The sequence below is a fragment of the Caldifarcimen microaerophilum genome, assembly GCF_055387105.1.
This window is the reverse complement of sequence record NZ_AP038914.1, coordinates 451,339-477,087: the sequence shown is the minus strand read 5'-3', so window position 1 is coordinate 477,087 and position 25,749 is coordinate 451,339. Positions and strand designations below refer to the sequence as shown.

The 25,749-nt window shown below is 61.6% G+C and carries 25 protein-coding genes; 19 read left to right on the top strand and 6 right to left on the bottom strand.

The features are described from left to right. Positions 1-10: 10 nt before the first annotated feature. The 3 genes from AC6HU3_RS02235 to AC6HU3_RS02225 are packed head-to-tail and all read left to right on the top strand — an operon-like array spanning position 11 to position 4,340. Positions 11-1,882, top strand: coding sequence for a lytic transglycosylase domain-containing protein (locus tag AC6HU3_RS02235; protein WP_497474292.1), 1,872 nt, complete (start codon positions 11-13; stop codon positions 1,880-1,882). Further along, positions 1,882-2,661: an SAM hydrolase/SAM-dependent halogenase family protein gene (locus AC6HU3_RS02230; protein ID WP_497474291.1), complete on the top strand. Its 780-nt coding sequence runs from the start codon at positions 1,882-1,884 to the stop codon at positions 2,659-2,661. Before AC6HU3_RS02235 ends, AC6HU3_RS02230 begins: the two co-directional genes overlap by 1 nt. Beyond that, positions 2,640-4,340: a BamA/OMP85 family outer membrane protein gene (locus tag AC6HU3_RS02225; RefSeq protein WP_497474289.1), complete on the top strand. Its 1,701-nt coding sequence runs from the start codon at positions 2,640-2,642 to the stop codon at positions 4,338-4,340. The genes AC6HU3_RS02230 and AC6HU3_RS02225 overlap by 22 nt, the downstream gene beginning before the upstream one ends. On the opposite strand, the gene AC6HU3_RS02220 is transcribed toward AC6HU3_RS02225, so the two are convergent. Genes AC6HU3_RS02220 through AC6HU3_RS02195 form a run of 6 tightly spaced genes read right to left on the bottom strand, consistent with a single transcriptional unit; the run spans position 4,341 to position 9,479 of the window. Continuing rightward, entirely contained in the window at positions 4,341-5,270 is a 930-nt protein-coding gene (locus AC6HU3_RS02220; protein WP_497474287.1) for an NOL1/NOP2/sun family putative RNA methylase, read from the bottom strand. Continuing rightward, a complete protein-coding gene (rfbD, locus tag AC6HU3_RS02215; protein WP_497474286.1) occupies positions 5,267-6,112 on the bottom strand; it encodes a dTDP-4-dehydrorhamnose reductase in 846 nt (281 codons plus the stop codon). Before rfbD ends, AC6HU3_RS02220 begins: the two co-directional genes overlap by 4 nt. Then, positions 6,112-7,302, bottom strand: coding sequence for a DegT/DnrJ/EryC1/StrS family aminotransferase (locus AC6HU3_RS02210; protein ID WP_497474284.1), 1,191 nt, complete (start codon positions 7,300-7,302; stop codon positions 6,112-6,114). Before AC6HU3_RS02210 ends, rfbD begins: the two co-directional genes overlap by 1 nt. After that, positions 7,283-8,011, bottom strand: coding sequence for a HAMP domain-containing protein (locus AC6HU3_RS02205; protein WP_497474282.1), 729 nt, complete (start codon positions 8,009-8,011; stop codon positions 7,283-7,285). The genes AC6HU3_RS02210 and AC6HU3_RS02205 overlap by 20 nt, the downstream gene beginning before the upstream one ends. Then, positions 8,008-9,033 (bottom strand): hypothetical protein, encoded by a 1,026-nt coding sequence (locus tag AC6HU3_RS02200; protein WP_497474281.1) that lies wholly within the window; start codon positions 9,031-9,033, stop codon positions 8,008-8,010. The genes AC6HU3_RS02205 and AC6HU3_RS02200 overlap by 4 nt, the downstream gene beginning before the upstream one ends. After that, a complete protein-coding gene (locus tag AC6HU3_RS02195; protein ID WP_497474279.1) occupies positions 9,033-9,479 on the bottom strand; it encodes a cobalamin B12-binding domain-containing protein in 447 nt (148 codons plus the stop codon). Before AC6HU3_RS02195 ends, AC6HU3_RS02200 begins: the two co-directional genes overlap by 1 nt. 130 nt (positions 9,480-9,609) lie before the next feature. On the opposite strand from AC6HU3_RS02195, the gene AC6HU3_RS02190 reads away from it, so the two are divergent. The 16 genes from AC6HU3_RS02190 (at position 9,610) to AC6HU3_RS02115 (ending at position 25,748) form a co-directional block, all read left to right on the top strand. Beyond that, positions 9,610-10,044, top strand: a complete 435-nt coding sequence (locus AC6HU3_RS02190) for a prepilin-type N-terminal cleavage/methylation domain-containing protein (RefSeq protein ID WP_497474277.1) — start codon at positions 9,610-9,612, stop codon at positions 10,042-10,044. A gap of 399 nt (positions 10,045-10,443) precedes the next feature. Then, complete coding sequence (locus tag AC6HU3_RS02185) at positions 10,444-10,746, top strand: YggT family protein (RefSeq protein ID WP_497474275.1); 303 nt, start codon at positions 10,444-10,446, stop codon at positions 10,744-10,746. A 12-nt stretch (positions 10,747-10,758) separates the two neighbouring features. Next, positions 10,759-11,604, top strand: a complete 846-nt coding sequence (locus AC6HU3_RS02180) for a universal stress protein (RefSeq protein WP_497474274.1) — start codon at positions 10,759-10,761, stop codon at positions 11,602-11,604. Then, positions 11,601-12,317, top strand: coding sequence for a cell division ATP-binding protein FtsE (locus tag AC6HU3_RS02175; RefSeq protein ID WP_497474272.1), 717 nt, complete (start codon positions 11,601-11,603; stop codon positions 12,315-12,317). The genes AC6HU3_RS02180 and AC6HU3_RS02175 overlap by 4 nt, the downstream gene beginning before the upstream one ends. Then, positions 12,314-13,489, top strand: coding sequence for an acetyl-CoA C-acetyltransferase (locus tag AC6HU3_RS02170; protein WP_497474270.1), 1,176 nt, complete (start codon positions 12,314-12,316; stop codon positions 13,487-13,489). The genes AC6HU3_RS02175 and AC6HU3_RS02170 overlap by 4 nt, the downstream gene beginning before the upstream one ends. Positions 13,490-13,528: 39 nt before the next feature. Further along, positions 13,529-14,863, top strand: a complete 1,335-nt coding sequence (locus AC6HU3_RS02165) for a UDP-glucose dehydrogenase family protein (protein ID WP_497474268.1) — start codon at positions 13,529-13,531, stop codon at positions 14,861-14,863. After that, positions 14,863-16,146 (top strand): UDP-N-acetylmuramoyl-tripeptide--D-alanyl-D-alanine ligase, encoded by a 1,284-nt coding sequence (locus tag AC6HU3_RS02160; protein ID WP_497474267.1) that lies wholly within the window; start codon positions 14,863-14,865, stop codon positions 16,144-16,146. The genes AC6HU3_RS02165 and AC6HU3_RS02160 overlap by 1 nt, the downstream gene beginning before the upstream one ends. Further along, complete coding sequence (gene mraY / locus AC6HU3_RS02155; protein ID WP_497474265.1) at positions 16,112-17,191, top strand: phospho-N-acetylmuramoyl-pentapeptide-transferase; 1,080 nt, start codon at positions 16,112-16,114, stop codon at positions 17,189-17,191. The genes AC6HU3_RS02160 and mraY overlap by 35 nt, the downstream gene beginning before the upstream one ends. After that, complete coding sequence (gene xerD, locus AC6HU3_RS02150) at positions 17,191-18,084, top strand: site-specific tyrosine recombinase XerD (protein ID WP_497474263.1); 894 nt, start codon at positions 17,191-17,193, stop codon at positions 18,082-18,084. Before mraY ends, xerD begins: the two co-directional genes overlap by 1 nt. Positions 18,085-18,433: 349 nt before the next feature. Next, positions 18,434-18,931 carry a T9SS type A sorting domain-containing protein gene (locus tag AC6HU3_RS02145; RefSeq protein WP_497474261.1) on the top strand — a complete coding sequence of 166 codons (498 nt, stop codon included), beginning with the start codon at positions 18,434-18,436 and terminating at the stop codon, positions 18,929-18,931. Further along, on the top strand, positions 18,928-20,748 hold the full coding sequence (locus AC6HU3_RS02140) for a hypothetical protein (RefSeq protein ID WP_497474260.1): 1,821 nt from the start codon (positions 18,928-18,930) through the stop codon (positions 20,746-20,748). The genes AC6HU3_RS02145 and AC6HU3_RS02140 overlap by 4 nt, the downstream gene beginning before the upstream one ends. Positions 20,749-20,763: 15 nt before the next feature. Beyond that, positions 20,764-21,621 carry an FIMAH domain-containing protein gene (locus AC6HU3_RS02135; protein WP_497474258.1) on the top strand — a complete coding sequence of 286 codons (858 nt, stop codon included), beginning with the start codon at positions 20,764-20,766 and terminating at the stop codon, positions 21,619-21,621. Between the two features lie 188 nt (positions 21,622-21,809). Beyond that, positions 21,810-22,250 (top strand): RrF2 family transcriptional regulator, encoded by a 441-nt coding sequence (locus AC6HU3_RS02130; RefSeq protein WP_497474256.1) that lies wholly within the window; start codon positions 21,810-21,812, stop codon positions 22,248-22,250. Beyond that, the gene (gene ricT / locus AC6HU3_RS02125) at positions 22,228-23,046 is read left to right on the top strand and encodes a regulatory iron-sulfur-containing complex subunit RicT (RefSeq protein ID WP_497474254.1); all 819 of its coding nucleotides are present in this window, start codon (positions 22,228-22,230) and stop codon (positions 23,044-23,046) included. Before AC6HU3_RS02130 ends, ricT begins: the two co-directional genes overlap by 23 nt. After that, positions 23,043-24,041, top strand: a complete 999-nt coding sequence (locus AC6HU3_RS02120) for a CoA transferase subunit A (protein ID WP_497474252.1) — start codon at positions 23,043-23,045, stop codon at positions 24,039-24,041. Before ricT ends, AC6HU3_RS02120 begins: the two co-directional genes overlap by 4 nt. A 3-nt stretch (positions 24,042-24,044) precedes the next feature. Then, on the top strand, positions 24,045-25,748 hold the full coding sequence (locus AC6HU3_RS02115) for a carbon starvation CstA family protein (RefSeq protein ID WP_497474250.1): 1,704 nt from the start codon (positions 24,045-24,047) through the stop codon (positions 25,746-25,748). Position 25,749: the final 1 nt, after the last annotated feature.

Below are 25,749 nucleotides of genomic sequence, written 5' to 3'. Positions count from 1 at the left end.
AATCTCGGTGATGATTGCCTTTTTCTTTGCCTGGACGGCGCTGGCTGCCTTTCAGGATCGCATGTTTCAGGAAGCCGCGCGACTTGCGGTGGAGGACACCCTCCCCCTCCACCGCTGGGTCCGGGCGGTGTCCTTCCGGCATCTGGGCTGGAACGAATCCCTCCGGGTCCTCCTTTCCCCACCCCGGACCCGTGCCGAGAGCCTTCTCCTGGCAGATGCCCTGCTGGATCTGGCCCCGGACCAGGCCGTTCCCCTGGTGCGCCCTTTTCTCCACGACGCCTCCCTTGACCTGTGGGCGAAGGACCGGCTGGTGCAGGTTTTTCTGCGAACCGACCGGCCCTGGGATGCCCTGGCATTTTATGAAGATCTTCCCCCGACAAGGCGAAGGACCCACCTCCCGGATATGGTGCGTCTCGCCGAAGAGGCGGGGGACACCGCCCTCCTGTTTGCCCTTCTCTCGGATATGGAGCGTTTTCTCCCGGCGGCGGCGCTTTTCTGGCGGGGTGTGATGGATCCTGCCCGGCGTTCCCGATGGTGGGACAGCCTCCTTTTGCGGTTTCCGGAATCTTCATGGGCCGAGCGGGCGGTGGGGCAATACCGGCCCTCCAGGGAAGCCCATCTGGCCTATCTTCTGGCCCGGCGGCGATTTCGGGACGTCCTTCGGAAAATCCGAATTCCCCGAACTTCACGGGAGGTGGAGGCGCGGTTTCTGGCCTATTACCGGGCCGACCGGTATCGGCGGGCGCTGGAGGTGTACCGGCGTTACCGCCGTGCCTTCCGGAAACTTTCCCCCGAGCGAACCTTTCAGGCTCTGATCGCCGCCTATTACGCCGGGACTCCCCATTATCCCTCCATCCTGCGGGACCTTCTTCAGCGACGCTCCGCCCGCTACACGGACTATGCTGCCCACCTCACCGCCCATTACCTTTTCCGGCATCCGGAGCGATACCGGGACGTGGCGCCCTTGGCGCGCCGGTTTCGGAGTGGAGACCTCGCCTTTCAGCTGGGCATCGTCACCCTCACCCGGGGGGACACCGCAACCGCCCAGACCTGGTTCGCCCGCGCCCGATCCTGGGCCACCGACCGGTTCCTGGAAGAGCAGGCGTCCTTCTGGCTCCGGCGCACGGGACGTCAGGTGGAAGAATATCCGGCCTGGTATTCTTATTACTGGTGGGCGGATGTCGAAGAGGACACCCTGGTTTCTCCCCTTGTGCTGGACCCCCCGCCGGTGGTGGACCCGTCGTGGCTCTGGGCTGCCCGTCTCGGCGAGACCTGGTGGCTTCCGGACACCCTTCCGGCTCAGGCCCTCAAGGATCTCGTGAGGGAGGCCTCCCGGTGGGGACACACCCCCCTCGCCCTCCGGTGGGCCTTCCGGTATGCGACACGCACCGGAGACTGGGAAGGCATGCTTCCCTATTTGTTTCCCCGGCCCTACCGGCGTGTGGTGTGCGAGGTGGCTCCGGCACTGGGGGTGGATCCCGCCCTGGTGTGGGCCATCATGCGAGAGGAAAGCCATTTTGATCCCCGGGCGATTTCCCCTGCAGGAGCGGTGGGGCTCATGCAGATCATGCCCTATACGGCGGAAAGGGTGGTGGGGAAACCCGTGAACCTCACCGATCCGGAGACCAATATCCGGGTGGGTGTCCGTTACCTTTCCGGTCTTCTTAAAGCGTTCCCCCATGTGTTTGCGGCCCTGGCCGGGTATAACGCGGGGGAAAGACACGCCCGGCGATGGCTTGCCATCCCGGCAGAGGACCCCCTGCTCTGGGCGGAGTGGATCGGGTTCCGGGAAACGCGCAACTATGTCCGTCGGGTGTTCCGGAGCTATCTGGTGTACGCCTCCCTTGAGCGAGCCCGATCGGTTTGCGGACAGGGACTGTGATGCCTTCCCGAGCCCTCATCCTTCTCACCGACTTTGGACTGATGGACCCCTATGTGGGGGTGATGAAGCTCGTGGTGCTCCGGGAGGTTTCTCCCGATCTGGGGGTGAATTTCGTGGATCTCTCCCACGGTGTGCCCCCTCAGAACATCGGTGTGGCCGTGCGGATGATCCGGTGCAGCCGGGCGTATGCCCCTCCGGAGGCCACCTGGCTCATCGTGGTGGATCCCGGTGTGGGCACTGCGCGGCGGGCCCTGGCCTTTCTCCTCCGGGATGGTTCCCGGGGGGTGGCCCCCGACAATGGGGTGATCACACCCTTCCGGGGGGAACTCACCGCGGTGAGCGCCCTGCCCGTTCCTTCGGACGCCTCGTCCACCTTTCACGGGAGGGACGTGTTTGCTCCGGCGGCCGCCCGACTGCTCGCGGGGGCCCATCCCCATGACCTGGGCGAGCCGGTGGATCCGGAGGATCTGGTGTGGCTGGATCCGCGCCGTCCCGAACTGCGCCCGGACGGGATCCGGGGCGAGGTGGTGGCCGTGGATCATTTCGGGAACCTGATCACCAACATTCCCGGGGACTGGTTGCGGGGCAGACGGGTGCGGATCCAGGCCGGCAAGGTCTGGGTTCCCCTGGTTCGAACCTATGGCGAGGTCCCGGAGGGTGAACTCCTGGCCCTCGTCGGTTCGTGCGGTGAACTGGAGATCAGCGTGCGCAACGGAAGTGCCCGGGACCGTCTCGGCCTGGCCGAAGGAGATCCGGTATGGGTTTTCTGGGCTTCCTGATCGCCGTCCCCCTGGTTTCCTTCACGGTGGAGGGCAATCGTTTTTTCAGTGATCGGGAACTTCTGACGGTCACGGGACTTTCCCGGGGCGAGGTGTTTCGCCGACCCCTCCTGACCCGGGCGGCCTGGACGATGGAGGATCTGTATCGGGAAAAGGGGTTTCTGGACGTGTCCATCCGATTTGAGGTGGAGGATGTGGAAAGGGGAAAGGCGGTGCGGTTTCTGGTGAAGGAGGGCCCCCGATACCGGATCCAGGAGGTGGTGGTGGAGGATGCGGGGCCGCTTGTGGACCCGTCCCGTCTGGCGCGTCTTGTGACGCCCGGCACACCCCTGGACCTGGACATGCTGAGCCGGAGGGAACGAGAAATCGTGCGGTTCTATCAGGATCGCGGCTATCCCTTTGCCACCCTGGAACGCGCCATCGAAAAGGGGGAAAGCGCCCGGGTGGTGCTGCGCTACCGGCTGAAAAGCGGACCCTTTGTGATCATCCAGGAAGTTCAGGCCATCACCGATGGGGGGCTGTCTGTCCGCCGAATTCGCCGTGCCACCGGCCTCCATCCACCGGAACCCTTTCGGCAATCCAGCCTGGAGGAAGCCCTGGCCAATCTCTATCGCATGCGGGTGGTGCAGTCGGCGGCGTATCGTCATGACACCCTCCGCAGGGTTTCCGACACCCTGTTCCTTCGCCTGGTGTTCGAGGTGCAGGAACGAAGTCCGCGGTTTGTTCGGATGGGCACGGGTTTCCAGTCCCCCGACCGGCTGGAAGGCCTGGCGGGAGGGGGGCACCGGAATCTCTTCGGAAACGCCCAGGAAGTGGAGGTGGAGGCCACCGGTTCCATCCGGTTCAGTCAGCTGGATCGCCTGAGTTATGAGCGGGTTGCCCTCTCCTATCGGGAACCTTTTTTTTTCGGGCTCAACCTGTCCAGCAATCTCCAGGCCGTGTATCTTCTGGATGTGGATCGGCTGACCCGGGAGATCTCCCTGTCCTGGAGCCTCGAGAAAACCTGGCATCGCCGGCTTTTTTCCCGGACCACCCTGAGCTGGCGCAAAAACTTCACCGGCCAGGCCGGAATCACCAACACCCTGGAGCAGACCCTCACCTACGAGGGTCGGGATCAGCCGCTGGATCCGAGGGAAGGATTGTGGGTCTTTCTGGGGCACACCCACGCGGGCGGGATTCTGCAGGGAAATCACACGTTTGAGCGATCGGTGCTGGACCTGAGGGCCTACCTCCATCCCGGACGGGACGTGACCCTTGCAGTCCGTCTGCGGGGAGGAAGCTTCTGGGGGCTTCCGGACCCCTCCACCATTGCCCTGGTGGACCTGTTTACCCTCGGGGGGGACGGAAGCCTGCGGGGATACCCCCTCAATGGGGTGGGGTCCTATCGGGTGGAAGGAAGCGATTTCCGCTATGGAACCCTCCTGGGAAACGCCAACCTGGAGGTCCGGGTGCGGGGTCGGGGGATCCGGATCTTCGGGATCCGCGTTCCTCTGGGGGCTGCGGTGTTCTGGGACATGGGGGTGCTGGATCACCGGTGGCCCCTCCAGGAAAAGGTTCGTCACAGCCTGGGGCTGGGGTTCCGTCTCCACAGTCTGGCCGTGCCCGTCCGCCTGGATGTGGCGGAGGCCCTTCCGACCGGAAAGCCTCAGGTGATCTTTGCCCTGGGACACATGTTCTGATCAGTCAGGCTTGCGGATAAGCGCCAGGAAAAACCCCTCCGTGTCGTTTTCAAAGGGCAGAAGCCGTCCAGTTCGGGCGAGAACCTCGGGGTAGGTCCGGTCCCGCCAGCGGGTGAGACCGGGGCGGAACCGGATGCCCGGACGTTCGGGCAGAGGCAGAATCTCCACCCCTTCCCGGGAGGCAAGGAGATGGGCCACGATCTCTTCGTTCTCATCCGGCGTCAGGGTGCAGGTGGAATACACCAGAACACCGCCCGGTATCAGGGCATCCCACGCCGAGAGAATGAGTTTTCTCTGGAGGCCCACCAGGCGACGCACTTTGGAAAACCCCCACCAGCGGAGAATTTCCCGGTTTTCGTGGAGGGTTCCCAGGGCCGAGCAAGGGGCGTCCAGCAGAACCCGGTGGAAGAAACCGGTGTGGGTGGTCCCAAAGCGAGTCCCGTCCATTTCGGTGATCACCACGTTGAGCGCCCCCATACGGTCCACGTTGTTGGCCAGGGCCCGCAGGCGCTTGCGGTCAATGTCGTTGGCCACGATCACGCCCCGGTTGGCCATCATTTCGCTCATCTGGGTGGTCTTGGAGCCCGGGGCTGCGGCAAGATCCAGCACCCGCTCACCCGGCCGGGGTGCGAGAAGGAGGGGCGGAAGAAGAGAGGCCAGGGACTGCACATAAAAATACCCCAGGTGATGCTCCAGGGTGTTCCCCAGGGGAAAGGGCCAGGCCTTCACCCGGAAAATTCCGGCATGGAGGGGAAGGGGCTCAAGTTCAAATCCCTGAGCTTCCAGGCGGGCGCGAAGGCGATCGGGGGAAATCCGGAGGAGGTTGGTGCGGATCACGGGTTTGAGGGAGCGTTCCATCCACTGGAGGAACAGGGGCCATTCGTCCCCGAGGAGCGAGTGAAGGAAGGTCTCAAGTTCCCGGTTGGTCATGGGCGGAGGGTGCGGACAAATCGCCGGGTGGCCTCGTCCCAGGGAGGAAGAGAGGGAAGGCCCAGAGAAAGCCAGCGGCGGGGAAAAAGGGGCGTGGACCGGGGCCGCCGGGCCGGGGAGGGAAAGGCCGAGGAACAGGCGGGCAGAAGGGGCACGTTCAATCCGGCGGCCTCAAGAATTGATTTCGCCCACGCATAGCGGGTGGTTTCCCCCGAATTGGCGAGATGATACACGCCCGGAGGGAGATCCTCTTCAAAGAACCGGACGATGGCCGGAGCCAGATCCTCCGTGAAGGTGGGGCTTCCCACCTGATCGGCCACGATTTCAAGCCGACCCTGACGGGCCCAGCGAAGGAGTTTGGTCACAAAGTTGTTCCCATCCCCGAACACCCAGCTCGTGCGGACCACCCAGGCCCGGGGATAGGCCAGGGCAACCCGCTCGGCTTCAAGTTTGGTGACGCCGTATACGTTGAGAGGATGGGTGGGGTCGTCTTCCACGTAGGGGCGGCCTTTCTCCCCGTCAAACACATAGTCGGTGCTGGCCATCCACACCCGGCATCCCATTGCCTCAGCTGCCCGAATCACGTGGGTTGTCCCCTCCACATGGACCTTTCGGGCACGATCCGGATCGCGCTCGCAGCCGTCCACGTCGGTCCAGGCCGCGAGGTGCACCACCACGTCCGGCCGAAAGGAAGTCAGCGTTTCCCGCACGGCGCGTTCGTCCGTCACATCCAGATCTCGATGACCGGGGGCCCGGACCTCATAGGCCGGACGCTCCCTTTCCAGGAACGCGTGGAGCGCCTTGCCGAGCTGGCCCGTTCCTCCGGTGATCAGGATGCGCATCAGCGACGAACGGCCTGAAGAACCTTGCGCACCGCACGGACCACGTCGTCCACGTCCCGATGGCTCATGGCGGGGGAGAGGGGAAGAGAGAGAAGGCGCGGTGCCAGATGTTCGGTGTGGGGGAGGGGAAGGGGATGGGCTTCATGGTAGGGGCGAAAGGCGGGATGGACATGGAGGGGGACAAAGTGAACGCTGGTCTGAATCCCCTCCGCCCGGAGGGCCTGAATGATCCAGTCGCGGTTTTCCCGTAGGGCTTCCAGATCCAGCACCACCACAGCGAGATGGACGTTGGATTCACCATGGGGAGGGGATTCGATCCATCGGAGGGGCAGATCGGCAAAGGCCTGGCGATACACTTCCAGCATGTGGCGGCGCATGGCCGTGCCCTGGTGGAGCCTCCGGTACTGGGACAGGCCCAGGGCTGCCAGGGGATCCGGGAGGTTGAACTTGTAGCCGGGTTCCTGAACCTCATAATAGGGCAGACGCCCCTGGGCCCGGCTCCAGGATTCGCGGGAAAGACCGTGAAGGGTGAGGCGTTCGGCTCGATCCCGGAGATCGGGATCCCGGAGAACCAGGGCCCCGCCTTCGCCGGAGGTGACCACTTTGGTGGCATAAAAACTGAATGCGGTGAAAGGGGCGTGCCGGCCCACAGGTTCTCCACGATAGGTGCTCCCCAGGGCGTGGGCGGCATCGGAAACCCAGAAAAGACCACGCCGCTGAACGATCTCGTGAATGGCCGCATAATCCACAGGGTTTCCCCCGTAGTCCACCGTGATGAGGCCCCGAATGTCCGGCATGCGCTCCAGCGCATCTTCGATGATCTCGGGTGTGAGGAGGCCCGTCCGGGCGTCCACGTCTGCAAACACGGGGATGCCCCCGTGATGAATGACGACGGAGGCCGTGGCGGCAAAGGTCAGGCTGGGAAGAAGAACCCGGTCACCGGGCTGGATTCCCGCGAGTTTGAGAGCGAGAAACAGGGCGGAGGTGCAGGAATTGGTGAGGACCACGGCACGATCCAGGTCTTTCTCCAGCACTTCCCGAAAGGCTCGGGCGGCAGGACCGGTGGTGAGCCAGCCCGAACGCAGGGACGCGAGAACCGCCGCTTCGTCTTCCGGGGTGATCCAGGGACGGTGGAAGGGAAGCAGGCGATCCCGGACGGGGATCCCTCCCTCAAGCGCGAGGTTCCCCATGCATTCTCCTGAGCCGTTTCTGGGTTTCTTCCAGGTTTCTCCGGAGTTCGTCCACCCGCTCAAACAGGGGGCGAAGGTCCGGATCGTCCGGCAGCGCCACCGGCGTTTTCAGATCCCCCAGGCCGATCCGGTGAAGGGCCATGGAGAGGCTGTGCAGGGGCTGGAGCACCCACCGCACCACCAGGAAGGGGAGGATCAGGGTGGCGGCGAGGGCGAGAAGCATCAGCAGAAACGCCAGGGTTCGCTGAACCTGGATGTGGCGGCTGAGAGCCTGGATCTCCGCTTGGGTGGCCGTCTGGAGGTCCTGCATGACGGGTTGGGAGTTCCGGGTAAACCGGGCGTAACGTTTCTGGAACACCGTCTTGCGGGGCATCCGGTGGGGAAGCCCGGCGAGGAGGGAATCCACCTCCTGACGGAGGGTCTGGAATCTCTGGAGAAGGTGGTTCTTCTCTTCGTCCGGCAGAACCTGGAGAAGGGAGTCCATCACGGCTATTTCTCGCTGGATGTCACCGGCGAAGCGAACATCCCGGGTGGAAAAGAGCTGGGCGGCCGCATAGGCGACGGTGGGCACACCCGAGGAAATGCGGGAAAGGACCACGATGCGCTGAACGCTCGTGGCCACGCTCCCCAGGAGAAGATAGTTGGCCAGAAAAGATCCGGCCACAACAAGGTTCAGAACACCCAGGGCGAAAACGATCTTTTTTCTCATGAGAGACTCTCAAGTCCAAGCACGGTGAGGAGCCGGGTGTGGGCCTCCTCCAGAATCTGCCGGGCCATCTCGGAAAGGTGATCCAGTTCGTATTTCCGGATGAACCGGGAGGTGGCTTCATCCAGCGCTTTCCACACCGCCTGAACCACCTCCTCAAGGGAACGACTTTCGGGATTGGAGAGCACGATTTTCCCCTCTTCCACCTGAACCACCCCCACCAGTGGATCCAGAAAGGGAAACTCCTCGGCCATCTCCCGCATCACCTCCCGGAGGGTGAGCTCCATCCCCTGGGTGGCCTCGATCACACCATAAGGCAGGCCGGCAGTGAGAAGATCGTTGAGCTGGGCATACGCCTCAGACAGAATTTCGTTGGCCACCTCACGGTGGTGGCGGATTTCCACCTCTTGCAGGGCACGCTCCACGGAATAGATGGAAAAGGTGGCCCGGGAGAGGAGGGGGAGGACGTCCTCCACCTTTGCGGGTGTTCGCTCCAGAAACGCCTGAACGGGATGCCCCTCGTGGAAAAAAAGCCACACACGGTGATCTTCACTGCGCAGAAATCCGGAGAACTCGGAGGGCTCCACCTCTTTCAGAAAACTCTCCAGGTCAAAATCCTCTCCGTGGACGCCGATCACCACCGGTTCCGCTTTGTGGAGAGAGACGAGCACGGAAAACACCGCCGGATCGTAGCTTGTGGCGTCCACCCACCCGTCCATCCCCTCTTCCAGAAAATCCAGCATCCGTTTCCGGGCCACGTCCTCCGATTCCAGCGGAACCACCTCTCGCCCTTCTTCCAGCCCCTGATGGGTGCGATGCTCTTCAAAGGCCCGGACAAAGGTTCCGTCGAAATAGTCCACCGCGAAACTCACCTCGTCGAACACCACCTCCACCCGCCCGGAAAACCGGTCCGCTTTCAGGAAGTCCAGATAACGGGGAAGGTCCAGATAGCTTGTGTGGAGGCGCTGGTGAAGAATCTCACCAGAGAAAAGGAGTTCGCCCGGGGGCAGGGTGCGTTCCTCCATCAGCCCAGCTCGAGTTCGCGCTCCAGGGCCTCAAGATAGGGTTTGCGAACCTTTTCGTACCACTCCTGCACATAGGCCACGATCTCTTTGAGAGGCGTTCCGGGTCCGAAAATCCGGCCCACGCCCATGGATTCCAGTTTTCGGGCGTCGTCTTCCGGGATGATCCCGCCCCCGAACAGAAGGACGTTCTCCAGCCCCTTTTCCTGCATGAGACGGAGAATCCGTGGGAAATAGGTCATGTGGGCTCCGGAGAGAATGGACACGCCGATGGCATCCACATCCTCCTGAAGGGCGGCTTCCACGATCTGCTCGGCCGTTTTGTGGAGACCGGTGTAGATCACCTCCATCCCTGCATCCCGGAGGGCCCGTGCCACCACCTTGGCCCCCCGATCGTGGCCATCCAGCCCAGGTTTCGCGATGAGAACCCTGATCCTGCGGTCTTTCATCAGCATTAAATATAGGCGATAACCTGTGGTCTGTCAACCGTCACCGTCCCGAAATGGGACCCCACCCCCGAAACTGTCCCCGGAATTCCCTCTCTTGAACGTTCAAAGACCGGGCTGTAAGAGTTTTCACATGAAGAACATCCGAGGATTTACCCTGGTGGAGATCCTGGTGGTGGTGGCCATTGTGGCCGTCCTGGCGGCCATTGCCCTCCCGGTGTTTTCCCGCTACCGCCAGTCCGCCTATCGGAATGCCGTTCGCAGCGACCTTCGCAACGCCGTGGCCGCCGTCATGGCTTTTGCAGAGCAATATGATCACTATCCCCGGCGGTTTGTGGGAGGACGGCGGTGCGGCCCTGGTCCGGCGGTGTGCGGTCTCCGGGGACGACGGGGGGAGGTCCTGAACAACGCCGTGAGCGTCAGCCGGGGGGTGACTCTCCGGTATCGACGGATCACCTGTCCGGATGGGAGCGAGGGGTTTGAACTCCGGGGAGAGCACCGGGAGATTCGCCGGAGGAACTGGCAGGCCCGGTACAACTCCTGTACGGGCCAGTATACCGGTTTCTGACCACCAGGATCGGGACGGTGTGCTGCCGCCGTGGTGGATGGTGGGTTCTTTGTTGTGTTACGCGCGCAATTTCCCCTCCCTTTTGCGAACCCGCTGAGAATTGCGGGAGATGGACGCGAAACCGGGATTTGCACGGAAGGCATACACGGACATGGGGATACGCATGGGGCGGGAGGGGAAGTGATCTTGTCCGGTGGGCCGCAGGGCACGGCCCTGGGGATCCAGCGAGGATCGTGGACCCCTGAAGACCGGGAAAATGGCGGTATTGAGAGAACCGCCATCCTGAATCTGGGGTGTGTCCCTTTCCTTCGGACGTATCTCCGGAGGTTCTTCTTCCGCCCTTGAAGGCTTGAAGGGCTGTGGCCTTTGGAGTATCCTTAAAGGGCACAGGGGGAATCCATGTACGTGATCGGTCAGTTGCTCCTCGCGATTGCGAAGGTGATCGGGGTGGTGCTGGATGTGTACACCTGGGTGGTGATCATCGCCGTGATCCTCTCCTGGGTGAATGCAGACCCCTACAACCCCATCGTCCAGGCCATCCGATCCGTCACCGAACCCGTCTTCCGGTTTGTTCGCCGCACCGTTCCCTTTGCGGTGGTGGGGATGCTGGACCTGTCCCCCCTGTTCGTGCTTCTGGGCATACTCTTTTTGAAAATCTTTCTCGTGAACACGCTGGTTCTGACGGCCTATCGTTTGTTCTGAGGGAGGTGGCCCATGTGGTCCCATATTCTGGTTGGTGTGGATTTCACCCCGGCGACGGGGATGGTTCTTGAAAAGGCGCTGGAACTCGCCCGGTATTACCGTTCCCGCCTCACCCTTCTTCATGTCATCCGGCCGGTGGAGATCCCCTTTGAACTCGGTTCCGGGTTTGATTTTTACACGGCCGGATTTATGGACGAGCAGGAGCGGGAAGCCCGGCGGGAAATGGAGCAGATTCTGGAAAAAATCCGCCGTGTGGCACCGGATCTTGAGGTGGAGACCGAGTTCCGGGTGGGGTTCCCCGCCGTGGAGATCCTGGAGGTTCAGCAAAAGACCGGGGCCGATCTCATCGTGCTGGGGGCCCACAAATACAACATTCTGGAGCGTATCCTGGTGGGGGGGACCGCCCTCCGGGTGGCCCGGGAGGCACCGGTGTCCGTCCTGGTGGTCCGCCGGGGAGCCGAGGAGCAGAAGAAGACACCCCTCTACCTCGTTCCCCTCGCCCTTTCCGAACCTTCCCTCAAAGCCGTGGAGGTGGCGGTGGACCTTGCCCGGCATACGGGGGCAAGGGTGCTCACCTTCACCGTGCTTCCCAAACTGAGGGACGAGGAAAAGGCCCGGATGCTCGCGGAAGAAGCCCGGAAGCGGGCCCAGGAGCTCCTCAAGCCCTTTGATGTACCCCATGAGATCGCCTTCGGTCAGGCCAGCGTGGAGATCCTCCACAAGATCAAAGAACTCCATCCTGCCAAGGTGATCATGGCTCCGAAACGGGGGCCCCGGGGGCTTGTGGAAACCATCCTGGGCACCACCACAGAACGCGTGCTCAGGGACGCGCCCACCACAGTCTGGGTGGTTCGATGAAAGAGATCGTGCTCTTTTATGACGTTTCCACGTCGTATGGTTCCTGGAAGGCGCTGGATCATGTGACCGTTTCCATCGAAAAAGGGGAGTTTGTGTTTCTCCTGGGACCCACGGGATCGGGGAAAACCACGTTTCTGCGCCACATCTATTTTGATCTCCTTCCGGACGAAGGATTTGTCCAGGTGCTGGAATACAACTCCTCGTCCATATCCCGAAAGGACATTCTGGAACTTCGTCGCCGCATCGGGGTGGTGTTCCAGGATTTTCGTCTCCTTTCGGACCGAACGGTGTTTGAAAACGTGGCCGTCGCCCTTGAGGTAATGGGCTATCGGGGTGCACGGGTCCGGGAGAAGGTTCGGGAGGTGCTCACCGATCTGGGGCTCATTTCCCGCATGAATCATTATCCCCACGAGCTCTCCGGGGGTGAGCGTCAGCGGGTGGCCCTGGCTCGGGCGATTGTCCGGGATCCCATTCTTCTGCTTGCCGACGAGCCCACCGGGAACCTGGATCCTTCCACCGCCCATGAAATTCTGGAGATTCTGAAAGACGTGCATTTTCAGGGGGTCACCGTCGTGATGGCCACCCACAACTATACCCTTCTCCCCCAGGTGGAAAGCAAGCGTCTCCTCCGGATTGAACGGGGAAGGATTGTGTATGATTCGGGAACACAGGGACAGGTTCTGAGCGTTTCACCCGAGGAGGAAGAAGCATGAACGTTTATCTTGCCGGGGGCGTGCGAACCCCCATCGGAAAAATTCTCGGGAATCTGTCGCGTTTTCGGGCCACGGATCTCGGTGCCCTGGTTCTTCGGGAAGCCGTCCGCCGGGCGGGGATTCCGGAAGATCGGCTGGACGAGGTGATCGTTGGCAACGTGATCCAGGCGGGGAACGGTCAGAGTCCTGGCCGGATCGCTGCCGTGAAGGCCGGTCTCCCGCCCACCATCCCGGCTTTCACCGTCAACAAGGTGTGTGGTTCCGGGCTCAAGGCGGTGATGCTTGCCGCCCAGGCCATCAAAGCCGGAGACGCCCGGGTGGTGCTTGCAGGCGGGATGGAATCCATGACCCATGCCCCCCATGCGGCCTGGCTCCGGGGCGGCGTGAAATACGGCCATGTGGAGTTCAAGGACCTCATGCTTCACGACGGTCTGTGGTGTGCCTTCAACGACGTCCACATGGGGAATCTGGCTGAATACACCGCCCGAAAAGCCGGAATTTCGAGAGAGGAACAGGATCGGTTTGCGCTGGAAAGCCATCAGAAAGCCATCCGGGCCATCGACGAAGGGGCTTTCAAGGACGAGATCCTTCCGGTGACCTATGAGGACCGGAAGAGGGGAACCGTTGTGGTGGATACGGACGAAACCCCGCGTCGGGATACCAGCCTGGAGAAACTCGCCAAACTCCCGCCCGCCTTTGAAAAAGACGGCACCGTGACCGCCGGGAACGCGCCGCCCCTTTCGGACGGTGCGGCGGCCATTCTGGCGCTTTCAGAAGATGCGGTGAAGGAATACGGTGTGGAGGTCCAGGGGATCGTCCGGGGATATGCGGCGGCCTTCCGGGAGCCGAAGGAGCTGTTCTTTGCCCCCATTGACGCCATCCGGAAGCTCCTTGCTCAGGTGGGATGGACGCTGGACGAGGTGGACCTCTTTGAGATCAATGAGGCCTTTGCGGCGCAGATCCTTGCGGATGGGAAGGAACTGGGACTGGACTGGAGCAAGGTGAACGTGCACGGTGGGGCCATTGCCCTGGGGCACCCCATCGGCGCGAGCGGAACCCGGGTCCTGGTCACCCTCCTTTATGCCATGAAACGCCACAACGCCCGGAAAGGGGTGGCCGCCCTCTGCCTGGGTGGAGGTGGAGCGGTGGCCATGGCCGTGGAGCGTCCCTGATAGGGAAACGAGAACACGAGGACAGGAAGGAGGATGTCGGTGGAGACCTTGCGAATCGGAATCGTGGGGCTGGGCCATGTGGGCCTGGTGAGCGCAGCGGGATTTGCCGAACTGGGGTTCCCCGTGGTGGGAACGGACAAGGATGAGGAAAAACTCGCGAAGATCCGCCGGGGGGAAGGCCCCTTCTTTGAGCCCGGGCTGGACGACCTTCTCAAAAAGCATGGGAAGAGCGGGCAGCTTTCCGTTGTGGACAGCCTGGCGGAACTGGCCGAACGGACCGACGTGATTTTCATCTGCGTGGGGACGCCTTCGCGCCCTGACGGATCGGCCGATCTCTCCCAGGTGGAAGGGGTGGTCCGGGAGCTCAGCCAGTATATCTCGGGCTACAAGCTTCTCGTGGAAAAATCCACGGTCCCGGTGGAGACGGCCCGGTGGATCAAGCGAACCGTTCGCCGGTATGCCCGCCGGGATGCCACCATCGAAGTGGCCTCCAATCCGGAGTTCCTCCGGGAGGGCTCAGCCGTTCAGGATTTTCTGAAACCGGATCGGATTGTGATCGGTGTGGACAACGGGAAAGCCCGGGAGATCCTCCTGAAACTCTATGAAAAGATCGACGCCCCCAAGCTCGTGGTGGACATCGAGACGGCCGAGATCATCAAACATGCGAGCAACGCCTTCCTGGCCATGAAAATCTCCTTCATCAACATGGTGGCGGATCTGTGTGAGCGCACGGGGGCGGATGTGACCCAGGTGGCCGAAGGGATGGGGCTGGACCCCCGCATCGGCCGGGCCTTTCTGGGGGCAGGTCTGGGATACGGCGGAAGCTGTTTCCCCAAGGATGTGAAGGCCTTTTACTGGATCGGACAGAATTACGGGCTGGACTTCTCCCTGCTCAAAGCGGTCCACGAGATCAACGAGCGGCGGGTGGACGTGTTCATGGAACACCTTCACGACGCCCTGTGGGTGCTCCGAGACAAAACCCTGGCCGTCTGGGGGCTGTCCTTCAAACCCGGCACGGACGATCTCCGTGAGGCACCGAGCCTGAAGGTGATTCGGAGACTCCTGGACGAAGGGGCGCTTCTGCGTCTCTATGATCCCCATGCCATGAACGCCATGAAGAAGGTGTATCCCGAAGATCCGCCCCGCATCGTCTATGCCTCCTCTCCAGAAGAGGCCGCCGAAGGTGCGGATGCCATCCTTCTGGTGACGGAGTGGCCGGAGTTTCTGGAGGTGGATTTTGAGGCCCTCCGGAAGCGGGTACGCACCCCGGTGGTGGTGGACGGGCGGAATGCGCTGGATGTGGACCGGGTGACCGGCGCCGGGTTTGAATATTACGGCATGGGCCGGCCCTTCCGGGCTCCCCAGAGGTCCTGATGAAACGGGACCTTGCCTCCTTTGCCCGCGTGCTGGGGGTGGAAGCTCCGGCCTCCCTTCCCATCAAGCGGGTCGTCGTGGACAGCCGGGTTGTTCAGGAGGGGGATCTTTTCGTGGCCCTCCCCGGTTCCCACCATGACGGTCACGAATTTCTGGAGGATGCGAGGGCAAGGGGGGCGGTCGCGGCCCTGGTGAGCCGGCCCACCGAGATCCTCCCGGCCCTGGTGGTCCCGGACACACGGGAGGCGCTCTGGAGGCTGGCCCGCTGGTGGAGAAGGGGGCTTGAGGGGCATGTGATCGGGGTGACGGGCACCTCCGGCAAAACCACCGCAAAAGAACTCCTTCGTCACGTGCTGGGTACGTTCGGTGCGGTGTATGCGAGCCCTGCATCCTACAACAGCACGATTGGCCTTCCTCTCTCCATTCTGAACACGCCCCCGGAAAGCCGCTGGGTGGTGTATGAACTGGGGATCAACCGGCCGGGAGAAATGGCCCTTCTTGCGGACCTGGCCCATCCCCGGGATCTGGTCCTGACAGCCCTGGGCCCCGCCCACCTGGAATTTTTCCGGTCCTATCGGCATTACCTCGAAGAAAAACTCACCGTTCTGCGGTTCCTCCCGGAGGGGGGCCGCGTGTTCCATCCTCCTTTCCCGGGAGATGAAACCCTGGTCTTTCGGGAGCTCTTTCCGCCCACCCTGGAGGATCATGAAGCCCCGCCCCTGGAGGAAGCCTGGCAGGACACCCGGAGTGCCCGGTTGCTTTCCGGGGTGGTGTGGGCGGTGGCCCGGGCGCTGGGGCTGCCGGACGATGCGGTGCGGGAGCGGATCCGGACGTTTCCGGGGGTGTGGGGACGCAAGACGGCGATGGATCTCGGCGGAAGCCGGTGGGTGCACGATGCCTACAACGCCAATCCCCTCTCGGTGCAGGATCTCCTGGTGAGCTTTCAACACCGGTCCCTGGTGGCCGCGGTGGTGCTGGGAGATATGCTGGAACTCGGAAACGAATCCGAGCGCTGGCACCGGTGGGTGGGTCGGGAGGTGGCCCGCCTGGGTTACCGGAACCTCTATGCCGTGGGGGAGCGTGCCCGCTGGATTGCAGAAGAGGCAGCCCTTCACGGTGTGCCCGCCCAGTGGTTCCCCGATGTGGAAAGCCTGATCCGGGAGGCACTGGAGGACCTCCTTTCGGCTCCCCTGGTCCTTCTCAAGGCGTCCAACGCCATGAACTTTGAACGCATCCTGGAGGCTGCCCGTGCTCGCCGAGCTTCTTCTTCCTCTGCGGGATGAGTGGATCGTTTTCAACCTGTTTCGCTACATCACCTTCCGGAGTTTTCTCGCCGCTTCCCTGGGGTTTCTGCTGGTGGTCCTTCTGATGCCCCTCTATCTCCGGGCGAGTCGTCGCCTGGGGTTTCGGGAGGTGATCTCGGAAGAGCTCCCCGAACACCGGGATAAGGCTGGGACGCCCACGGCGGGGGGGCTGGTGTTTGTGACCGTTGCCCTTGCTGTGGGTGTGCTTCTTGCCCGACCCGGGGTTCCCTGGACGTGGCTTGCCCTGCTTGTGCCGGCGTATATGGGGCTTCTGGGGTTCTGGGACGATTTCCGCAAGGTCCGGTATCACAAACGGGGCCTTCCCAAACGGTGGAAGCTGTTCTTTCAGGGGGTACTGGCCCTGGCCGTGTGGCGGTTTGTCGAACTCCACATTCCCGGTTTTCCCCCCGATGTCACCCAGGTGCTCTTTTTCAAAAATCTCCTGATCCCCCTGGGAGTGCTGTATCCGGTGTTTGCCTTTTTCGTGCTGGTGGGGAGCGTGAACGCGGTGAACCTTACCGACGGTCTGGATGGCCTTGCAGGAGGGGTGGTGCTCCCTCCCCTGGCGGTGATGAGCGTGGTGACCTATATCGCCGGACACCGGGCCCTTGCCGATTACCTGAACGTGCTGTATATCCCCCATGCGGGGGAGGCGGCGGTGGTGGGGGCGGCCTTTGCCGGTGCGGTTCTCGGGTTTCTCTGGTATAATGTGCACCCGGCCGAAGTGTTTATGGGGGATACGGGAAGTCAGGCACTTGGCGGGATTCTGGGGGTCCTGGCCCTGATCGCCAAGCAGGAGATTCTGCTCGCAGTGGCCGGGGGAATGCTCGTGATGGAAACGCTGAGTGTGGCCCTTCAGATTTTCACCTTCCGGGCCCTGGGAGGACGAAGGGTGTTCCGCAAGGCCCCTCTGCACCACCATTTTCAGCTTCTGGGGTGGCCGGAGACCAAAATTGTCGCCCGGTTCTGGTTTCTGTCGGTCGTGTGTTCCGTGCTGGCCCTGGCAACCCTGAAGATCCGGTGATGAGCCGCAGACGGGAACAGGGAATTCTCAGAGGGTTTCTCGGGTACCTTGCCACGGTGCGGGGGCTTTCGCCCCGCACGCTGGATGCCTATGCCCGGGACCTTCGCAAACTCCAGGATTTTCTTGCCCTGATGGACCGGACACTTCTGGACGCCACGGAAGAGGATTTGCGGGCCTTTCTGGCATCGCTGGATGGGCAACTTGCTCCATCGTCTGTGGCCCGAATGGTGAGCTCCCTTCGCCGATTCTATCGCTATCTCGTGATGCAGGGCCTGCGGGAAAAGAACCCGGCGGAGCTTCTGGTGGCTCCCCGGAAACCCCGAACCCTGCCCCAGTTCCTCACGGTGGAAGAGGTGGAGCGTCTCCTTGACGCGCCCAACACGAAGCGTCCCCAGGGAATCCGGGACCGGGCCCTTCTGGAGGTGATGTACGGGAGCGGTCTCCGGGTGAGCGAAACGGTGGGGCTGGAACTTCCCCACCTGGATCTCCAGGACGGGCTGGTCCGGGTCCGGGGCAAGGGCTCCAAGGATCGGGTGGTTCCCCTCACGGACGCGGCGGTGGAATGGGTGTCAGCCTATCTGGACAAGGTTCGACCGGCGTGGAACCACCGGAACACGTCCCGGGTGTTTCTCACCCGCCGGGGGGGGCATCTCACCCGGGTGGCCGTGTGGAAACTGCTCCGGAAATACGCCCGCAAAGCCGGGATTGAGAAAGATGTGCATCCCCACATGCTCCGGCATTCCTTTGCCACCCATCTCCTGATGGGCGGAATGGACCTCCGGACACTCCAGGCCCTGCTGGGACATGCCTCCCTGAACACCACCCAGATCTACACCCATCTGGATCTGGCCCGTCTCCGGGAGGCCGTGCGGAAGTTTCACCCGCGGAGTTAGCCCGTCCGGTGTCCTGTTGGCTATCCCCTATGGTTCCATCGGGAGGGGGGCGGTTCATGAAACCTTCTTGCTTCTTCCTCCCGCGCGATACTCCGGTAGGTCCTGTTCTCCGCCATCCGGATCAATTCTCCGAGGATACTTTCGCGGCATCCCGGGCTGCTACGCAATCCACATCGCCGCAATGCGGGCCTCGACCTCGCAAATCAACCTATCCCTGCTCATGCCTGAAAATGACCTTCTCACCCACGAACGTTCAGCACTCGGGGACCTTTTTGACAAACCCTGTGTGCCCCTTGACAAACCGTCAGGGGGGGTATCATGAAGGCCGGACAAAACAGGAGGGTTTTTGATGGCGCATGCTCTCTTGTTCTTTGTCACGATGATCCCCGTGTCCCCTTTCCTTCTCCCCGATTCGCTCCCCGTCCAGACCCGGGAAATTCCCCTTGCAGTGGCTCCGAAGGGAAAACCCATGAAGGCGGTGGTGAGTCGCCAGGGATTTCGGACACTGGTCCACCTTGTTCCACGGGAGGTGAGCGTTCGCACATTCTGGGTCCGTACCTGGGAAGCCGACGCCCTTCCCTTCTCTTTCGGCTCCTCAGCCCCGCCTGTTCACCCCGAAGTGATCGGCCTTCCGGGTGCCCTTCGCTTTTCTTTTCCGGAACCGATATCGGTCCATCTTGAGGTGTTCAACGTTCTCGGACGAAGGGTGCTTTCCCGGGACATTCACGTTCCTGCAGGGCGGCATCTTCTTCGGTTTCAGGGATTGCCTGCCGGGATCTATCTCTTTCGGGTCCAGAGTCCCCTGGGTTCTTTTAAGGGAAGATTCCTCGCAGGAGCAGGGCGATGAAGAAGATCGGGTTGCTGTGTTTGGTGTTTTCTCTTCCGCTCTGGGCGCAAAGTGAGGAAGTGTTTGAGCTCCAGGATCTTCAGTGGGGCACGCTGGTCCCTGTGGATACGCTGGATGGGATCGTGATTGAAGATACGGTTCATCTGGATACAGTGCGGGTGACAGACACCCTCACAGCCTATGCCTTTTTGACGGCGAAGAATTTCCGGATTGGGGATACGGTTCATGTCCGGTGGGTGTGTGAGGCGAGAGATTCGACGGGGGCGGTGGTGGATTTGCTTGAATGTTTCTTTTCGTCGCTTGTTCTGCACAGTGTGGACACGGCGGCCCTGACGGCTGTGTGGAAGTGGATCTGGGAGGTCAACCTTCCCGAGGCGGGGGATGCCTGTGTCACCGGTGGGGTGATCTGGGACACCTTGCGATACACGATCTGGCATACGATAAGCGATCTGAACGACTGGGGACCCGGGGGCCTGGGATTTGCCTCTTCCGTGTGGATCGGGGGTCACCGGTATCTGGATTGCATCACGGTATATCCGGGAAGGGTGCGGGCGGAGGCCTGGTATGCTCCTGTGGTGGTTCCGGCAAAGCGGAGGGGTGGGAAGGAGGATCTTCAAACCCAGCCTCCTGTGGTGGTGGACGATCTGTGGTTGCAGGATGACTTTCTGGAACTGGAACTGGTGTCCGGAACGGGGGCGGACGTGGATACGGTGTTTGGGGTGGACACGGTGAATCTCCGGATCCGGGAGAATTCCTGGGCGGATGTGGGGATTCGTGTGGTGGGTGTGGATTCCCTCGGAAACACGGTGGGTCCGGTGATCAAGGATACGGTTTTCCGTGTGTTTGCCTGGACGGGGTTGAACGACATAGCGCAGATTCCGGTGGATTTCGGGATGGAAATCGGGAAGCGATACCGGGTGATGGCGTGGTCTCATGATCTTTTCTCCAAATATCTTGCGGACACCATGGAGGTGGTGGTGATGCCGCGGGTCAGTGTTACACTTCTCCCGGATTCCATTTTGCCCTCAAGTGTGGGCCAGCCCGACACCACCCGCATCACGGTCCAGGTTCTCCATCCACGGAGGGGCAAAGGGATTCCACAGGTTCCGGTCAAGGTCCGCATCCATCCAGTGGATTCTTCCGGATGGCATTATCATAATCATTCCCGTCCAATCGGGATATTCAAGCGGGATACGGTGGGGGTGACCGATACGGCGGGAACGTTCTTCACGGTCTATCGTTCATCGAGAATCAGCGGAAAAGAACTTGTCAAGGTGTATGTGGGACCGGATTCAACGGGAGATACAACGCCAGCCAGGGTGGAAACCCTTATCATTCGGGTTCCGGGGCTTGTGGAACTTCAGCCAGGGCGGGGGTATCGCCTGATTCCGGATCGGAGCAATCATCCGGAGAGTCACTGGGGGACTCCGATGCTTGTGGCGTTTCTCCAGGCGTTTGCCGAGCGGTATCAGTCCAGAGGTGGGGAGGAGGTCTGGATCAACGATATGGCTTTGCCGTGGGGAGGGCTGTATGATTTTAGACAGAACTGGAATCCTCCGCACCACACGCACGACGACGGGACGCGTGTGGATATGGGTGGGGATTCCACGATCACACGCGTGATTCGAGTGGATTCCACCCGAACCATCACCATCGAGGAACGGGGACATTTCCGACTGGAACAGTGGGTCATTGACACGTTGATTCCTGAACTTGAACGAACCTTAAGGGTGGACGTACGGGGCGGCTACGAGTATTACAATGGCGACTCGACACAACCTCGTCACCACTACCATTACAGAGTTGTTTCTCGTTAACAGGAGAAGGGGACCATGAATCTTATGCTGCTTTGGATCACGGGGCCTATTGTGAATCCATCGCCTTTCTTTATGGTTCCGGTCCTGGATAACTTTGTTGCTGATGTCTGGGTCACCGTACAGGAGAGTGTTTCCGCAGCCGACGAGACACTCTACGTCTACAACTATACGGTCTGGAATCACCCTGAGAGTGGCCAACCCATCAAACGATTTGGTCTTCCAGGCTTTGTATCTCCTGAATGGAAAACATGGGAAGGGAAAGTTTGGGTCCATGATCATCAACCTGGCAAGAAAATCTCGCCTGGCGTACCACCCGAAGCGGATACCTTTCCCTATCCCCTGTGGCTTGGATTATCCGATCACCTTCGCCCTGGTGACACCCTGAGCGGGCTCGTGTTCATAAGCCGTGAGCTTCCGGATATCAGCTGGTGGTACGCAGAGGGTTATGATTCGACCCTTACCGTTCCCATCATTACAGAAGAAGCCGAGGACACGCTGGAAAAGATTTTCTGGGGCAAAACTCCCTTTGGACCTGGCAAATACGGGCGGACGGTGGGTCCGGGACCGTTGCCACCGCAGTCCCTGGACTCCATGGTGATTCACCTCCAGATCCGGAACGACACGGCTTTCGCCATCGGGTGGATGAGTGAACGGGCGCATGATCGTCTTGCCCGGCTTCTTCAGCAGGCCCTTCGGTGGGCACGGGAAGAACGGTTGGATCGCTATCGCGCCACGCTGGAACGGTTTCTCAACACCCTGGAGCGTCTTCACAACCAGGGGCACATTCAGGACGAGGCATTTTACGTTTTGTATTACCGCGCCCGGTATATCCTGAACCGCATTCCCTTCCCGGAGGGACCGCCCCGGAGGTGAGGGGAAACAGTCATCTTTCCGTAGTCTTTTCAGACGACCTGTGCCCTAAAGTTCGGACATCTCCCCCAGCCCCTTCCATCGGGGGAGGGGAGAAGATACCTCAAGGCAAGTCCTCGACGTCGTATTGCCTCACGAGAAAATCTATTCGGACGTTTGACAGTCAGGAAGCATGCCTTTATGATTAGAGCATGAAACTCAACATTTCGAGAAGGCTGGATTATGCGGTGCGGATCCTCACCGAACTCACCCTTCACGAGGGCGAGGTGGTGCCCTCCCGCCAGATTTCGGAGAATCAGCATATTCCCTTTCCCTATCTTCAGAAGATCGTCAATCAGATGGCGGGGGTGGGGCTTGTCCGCACCCACCGGGGAAAAGAAGGGGGAGTGAGTCTGAACGTGGACCCCGAGCGGATCACCCTTCTGGACATCGTGCGTCTCCTGGGAGAGATGGACCTCACCGGGGGTATCTGTCTGGTGGGGGTGGACGAGTGCCCGGTGTATGAAACGTGTGGTGCCCACACGGTGTGGGATGAAATCTATCGTCTGATGCTTCAACATGCTTCCCGGATTACCCTGAAAGACCTGACGGTCAAAACCCCAATCGGCCATGGGACACGGAACAACGCTTGAAGGTTCGGTGATTGGTGGTGGTTTCGGACGGTGGGCCTATCGTGGCCCCAGCGTGCCCCGGGGTGTGATCGCCTGGGCCTATGTGGAAGGAGAGGAACATCCCCTTCCCGTGAAGATTCGCGGGGTCTCCTCCAAGCCTCCGGAGGGTCAGATCCTGCGTCTGGAGCCCATGCCCCGGGAGACCAAACTCCGGCTCCTCAAGAACATGACGCGGGCTTTCCTCTGGGATCAGGGCTACAAAAACCTCCGTATCGTGCGCACGGATCTCAACGAACAGGTGGGACATGTCCATTTTGTGTATATCGCGGATGACCGGCTCCAGCTGGATCACCTGGTGCGGACCCTCTCCAAAAAACTGCACCTTCGGGTGACGTTTGAGCAGATGGGGGCGCGGGACCACGCCCGGTGGCTTGGGGGCATTGACGTGTGTGGCCGGGAACTGTGCTGCACCCTGTTCATGAAGGATATCCCAAGCGTATCCCTGGACATGGCCCGGAAACAGTTCCTTTTTGTGGCGCCCGATCGCCTCACCGGGGTGTGTGGGCGGCTGATGTGCTGCTTGCGGTATGAACTTCCGGTCTATGAAGAGCTCCACAAACGTCTGCCGAAAATCGGTGCGGTCTATCGGGATCCGGAGGGGGTGGAACTCAAGGTGGTGAAGGTGATGCATCTGCAGGAGAAGGTGGAGCTCATGGATCCGGAGGGCGGAGCGCGGGTGATGACCCTGGAAGAGCTGCTCCAGCTTGAGCCTGTTGCGGCAGCTTCGGGATCGCCCAAGCGGGAGCGTAAGCGGTGAGCGCCCGGGACACCCTGGAGATCCTCGAGATCGGGAAGGGAGAGCTGTTCTCCCCCCCTGATGTGGAGGCCTTTCGTCAGGTGGCGGCTCAAAAACCCCGTGCCCTTGTTCCCAAGTTGATGACCGAAAAGGAGGCGGTGGAACGCCTGGTCCACGACGGGGATTACATTGCAGTGGAGCTGTATGGAACGGTTCGGGCCCCCCTGTCCGTGGTGCGGGAAATCGTCCGCCAGGGGAAGAAAAACCTGAAGGTTGCGGGACAGGGTTTGCTGGAAGTGGACTTTCTCCTTGCGGCGGATCTGGTGGACGCCGTGGATCTCACCTATGTGGGCTATGAGGTGCTGGGCCTTTCCAGCATTCTTCGCCGGGCGGTGGAGAGCGGTCGGGTCCGGGTGACGGAATGGTCCAACGGTGCCCTGTCCTGGCGCTTCAAAGCCGCGGCCATGGGGGTGCCCTTCATTCCGGTCCGGAGCATGCTGGGCAGTGACACCCTCCGGAAAAGCGCGGCTCGAGTGATTCGGGATCCCTGGACCGGAAAACCTGTCGCCCTTCTTCCCGCCCTGTTTCCGGATGTGGGCATCATCCACGTCCACCGGGCGGACGTTTATGGGAACGCCCAGATTGACGGCATCGTGGGATTTGCTCCGGAGCTGGCCCGGGCGTGCAAGCGCCTGATCATCAGCGCAGAGGAGATCGTCTCTCCGGAGGAGATCCGTGCCTATCCCGATCGTACGGTGATCCCCTATTTCCTGGTGGATGCCGTGGTGCATGCCCCCTTTGGGTCCCATCCGGGGGAGATGGCCTACCTCTATGAACGGGATGAGGAACATCTCCGGATGTTTCTGGAGGCGGCCCGAACCCCGGAAGGAACCCGGACTTACCTGGAGGAATGGATCTACGGTGTGGAAGATCACTGGGCCTATCTGGAGAAGGTGGGCATGGCCCATCTGTATGCGCTGAAACGGCAGGCCCAGTCCCGCTTTGGGGGAGGGTGAACCATGGCCACCCTGGGGATTCTTCTCGCGGCGGGACTGTATCTCGCCCTGTATGTCTTGTATGGAAAGCGCCTGGAACGGCGTCTTCTCCGTGTGGACGATGCCCGGCCCACGCCGGCCCACCGGTTTTATGACGGGATGGATTTTGTCCCCACACGCAGGGAAGTTCTGTTTGGTCATCATTTTGCCTCCATTGCCGGGGCATCGCCCATCGTGGGACCGGCCATTGCCATGGCCTGGGGGTGGCTGCCGGGTCTGCTCTGGATCTGGATGGGCAACGTGTTCCTCGGGGCCGTCCACGACTATCTGTCTCTCATGGCCTCCGTCCGCAACGACGGCCGTTCGGTGCAGTGGCTTGCGGGACGATTGATGTCCTCCCGAGCCGGTGTCCTGTTCCAGCTTTTCATCCTGTTCACCGTTATCCTGATCGTGGCCGCCTTTGCCTCCATCATCGCCTCCCTGTTTGCCGCCCATGGGGAGGTGGCCACCGCATCCCTGCTGTTTATTCTGGCCGCGCTCCTCACCGGATGGATCCTGTACCGGTCTTCCCTGGGTCTCATCCCCGGAACCCTGGTGGGCCTTGTGCTCACGGGCCTGGCCGTGGCGGGCGGATTCTTTTTCCCCCTCCACCTTTCCTCGCAAACCTGGCTGGTCATCCTGGGGGTGTATGCGGTGGTGGCCTCCTCCCTCCCCGTCTGGGTGCTCCTCCAGCCCCGGGATTATCTCAACGCCTTCCTCCTCTGGGGTGGCCTGCTCCTGGGTGCGCTGGCGCTGCTTCTCCTGCGAGGACATCTGACCTGGCCCGCCTTCACCACCTGGTCGGCCCATGTGGTGGCGGGACACCCATCGCCCTTCTGGCCGGTGGTTCCCCTGATCATTGCCTGCGGCGCGCTTTCAGGTTTTCATGCTCTGGTGGCAAGTGGTACCACGTCCAAGCAGCTTGCAAAAGAAAGCGATGCCCTGTTTGTGGGGTTCGGGGGGATGCTGACGGAGGGATTCCTGTCCACGGTGGTGGTGCTGTCCCTGGCCGCCCTGGGTGCGGAGGTCCTTGCAGGAAAGCCCCTGCTGTCCGGAGCCATCGCCGCAGGGTATGTGGGATGGATCCGGGAGGTGGGCGGACCCGTGGGGGTGTTTTCCCGCGCCTACGGTCTGGCGGTGGAGCGAACCCTGGGTCTGCCTGGGGCCACCGTGTCCGTCCTGGCCTCCCTCTGGGTTTCGGCTTTTGCCCTCACCACCCTGGACACCACCGCCCGGATCGGCCGGATGGTGGTGCGGGAGCTGCTTCCGTTCCGGCTTTTTGAAAACGCTCTCACGGGGGCGGTCCTGGTGGTGGCCCTGGGGACCTGGATGGCCTGGGGCGGGGGATGGCGCCTCATCTGGCCCGCTTTCGGAGGGGCCAATCAGATGCTTGCCTCCATCGCCCTGGTGACGGTGGCCATCTGGGTGATCCGGGCATACGTGCCTTCCGCACTGTATCGCCTGGCGGTCCTGGCCCCTGCAGGATTCCTCTGGATCACTGTGAGCCTGGCCCTTCTGTGGTACGCGGGCGCGGTCCTTCCCGGGGTGATGAGGTCTTCCCCCGGTCAGGGGGCCCTCCTGTACGCCATCGTAGCCGTGGAGCTCTTTCTCAATCTTCTCCTTCTCGTGTTCGCCCTCCGGACTCTCCTCTCCCGCTCGCTCCTGACGGAAGCGGGCGAACGCGCGTAGG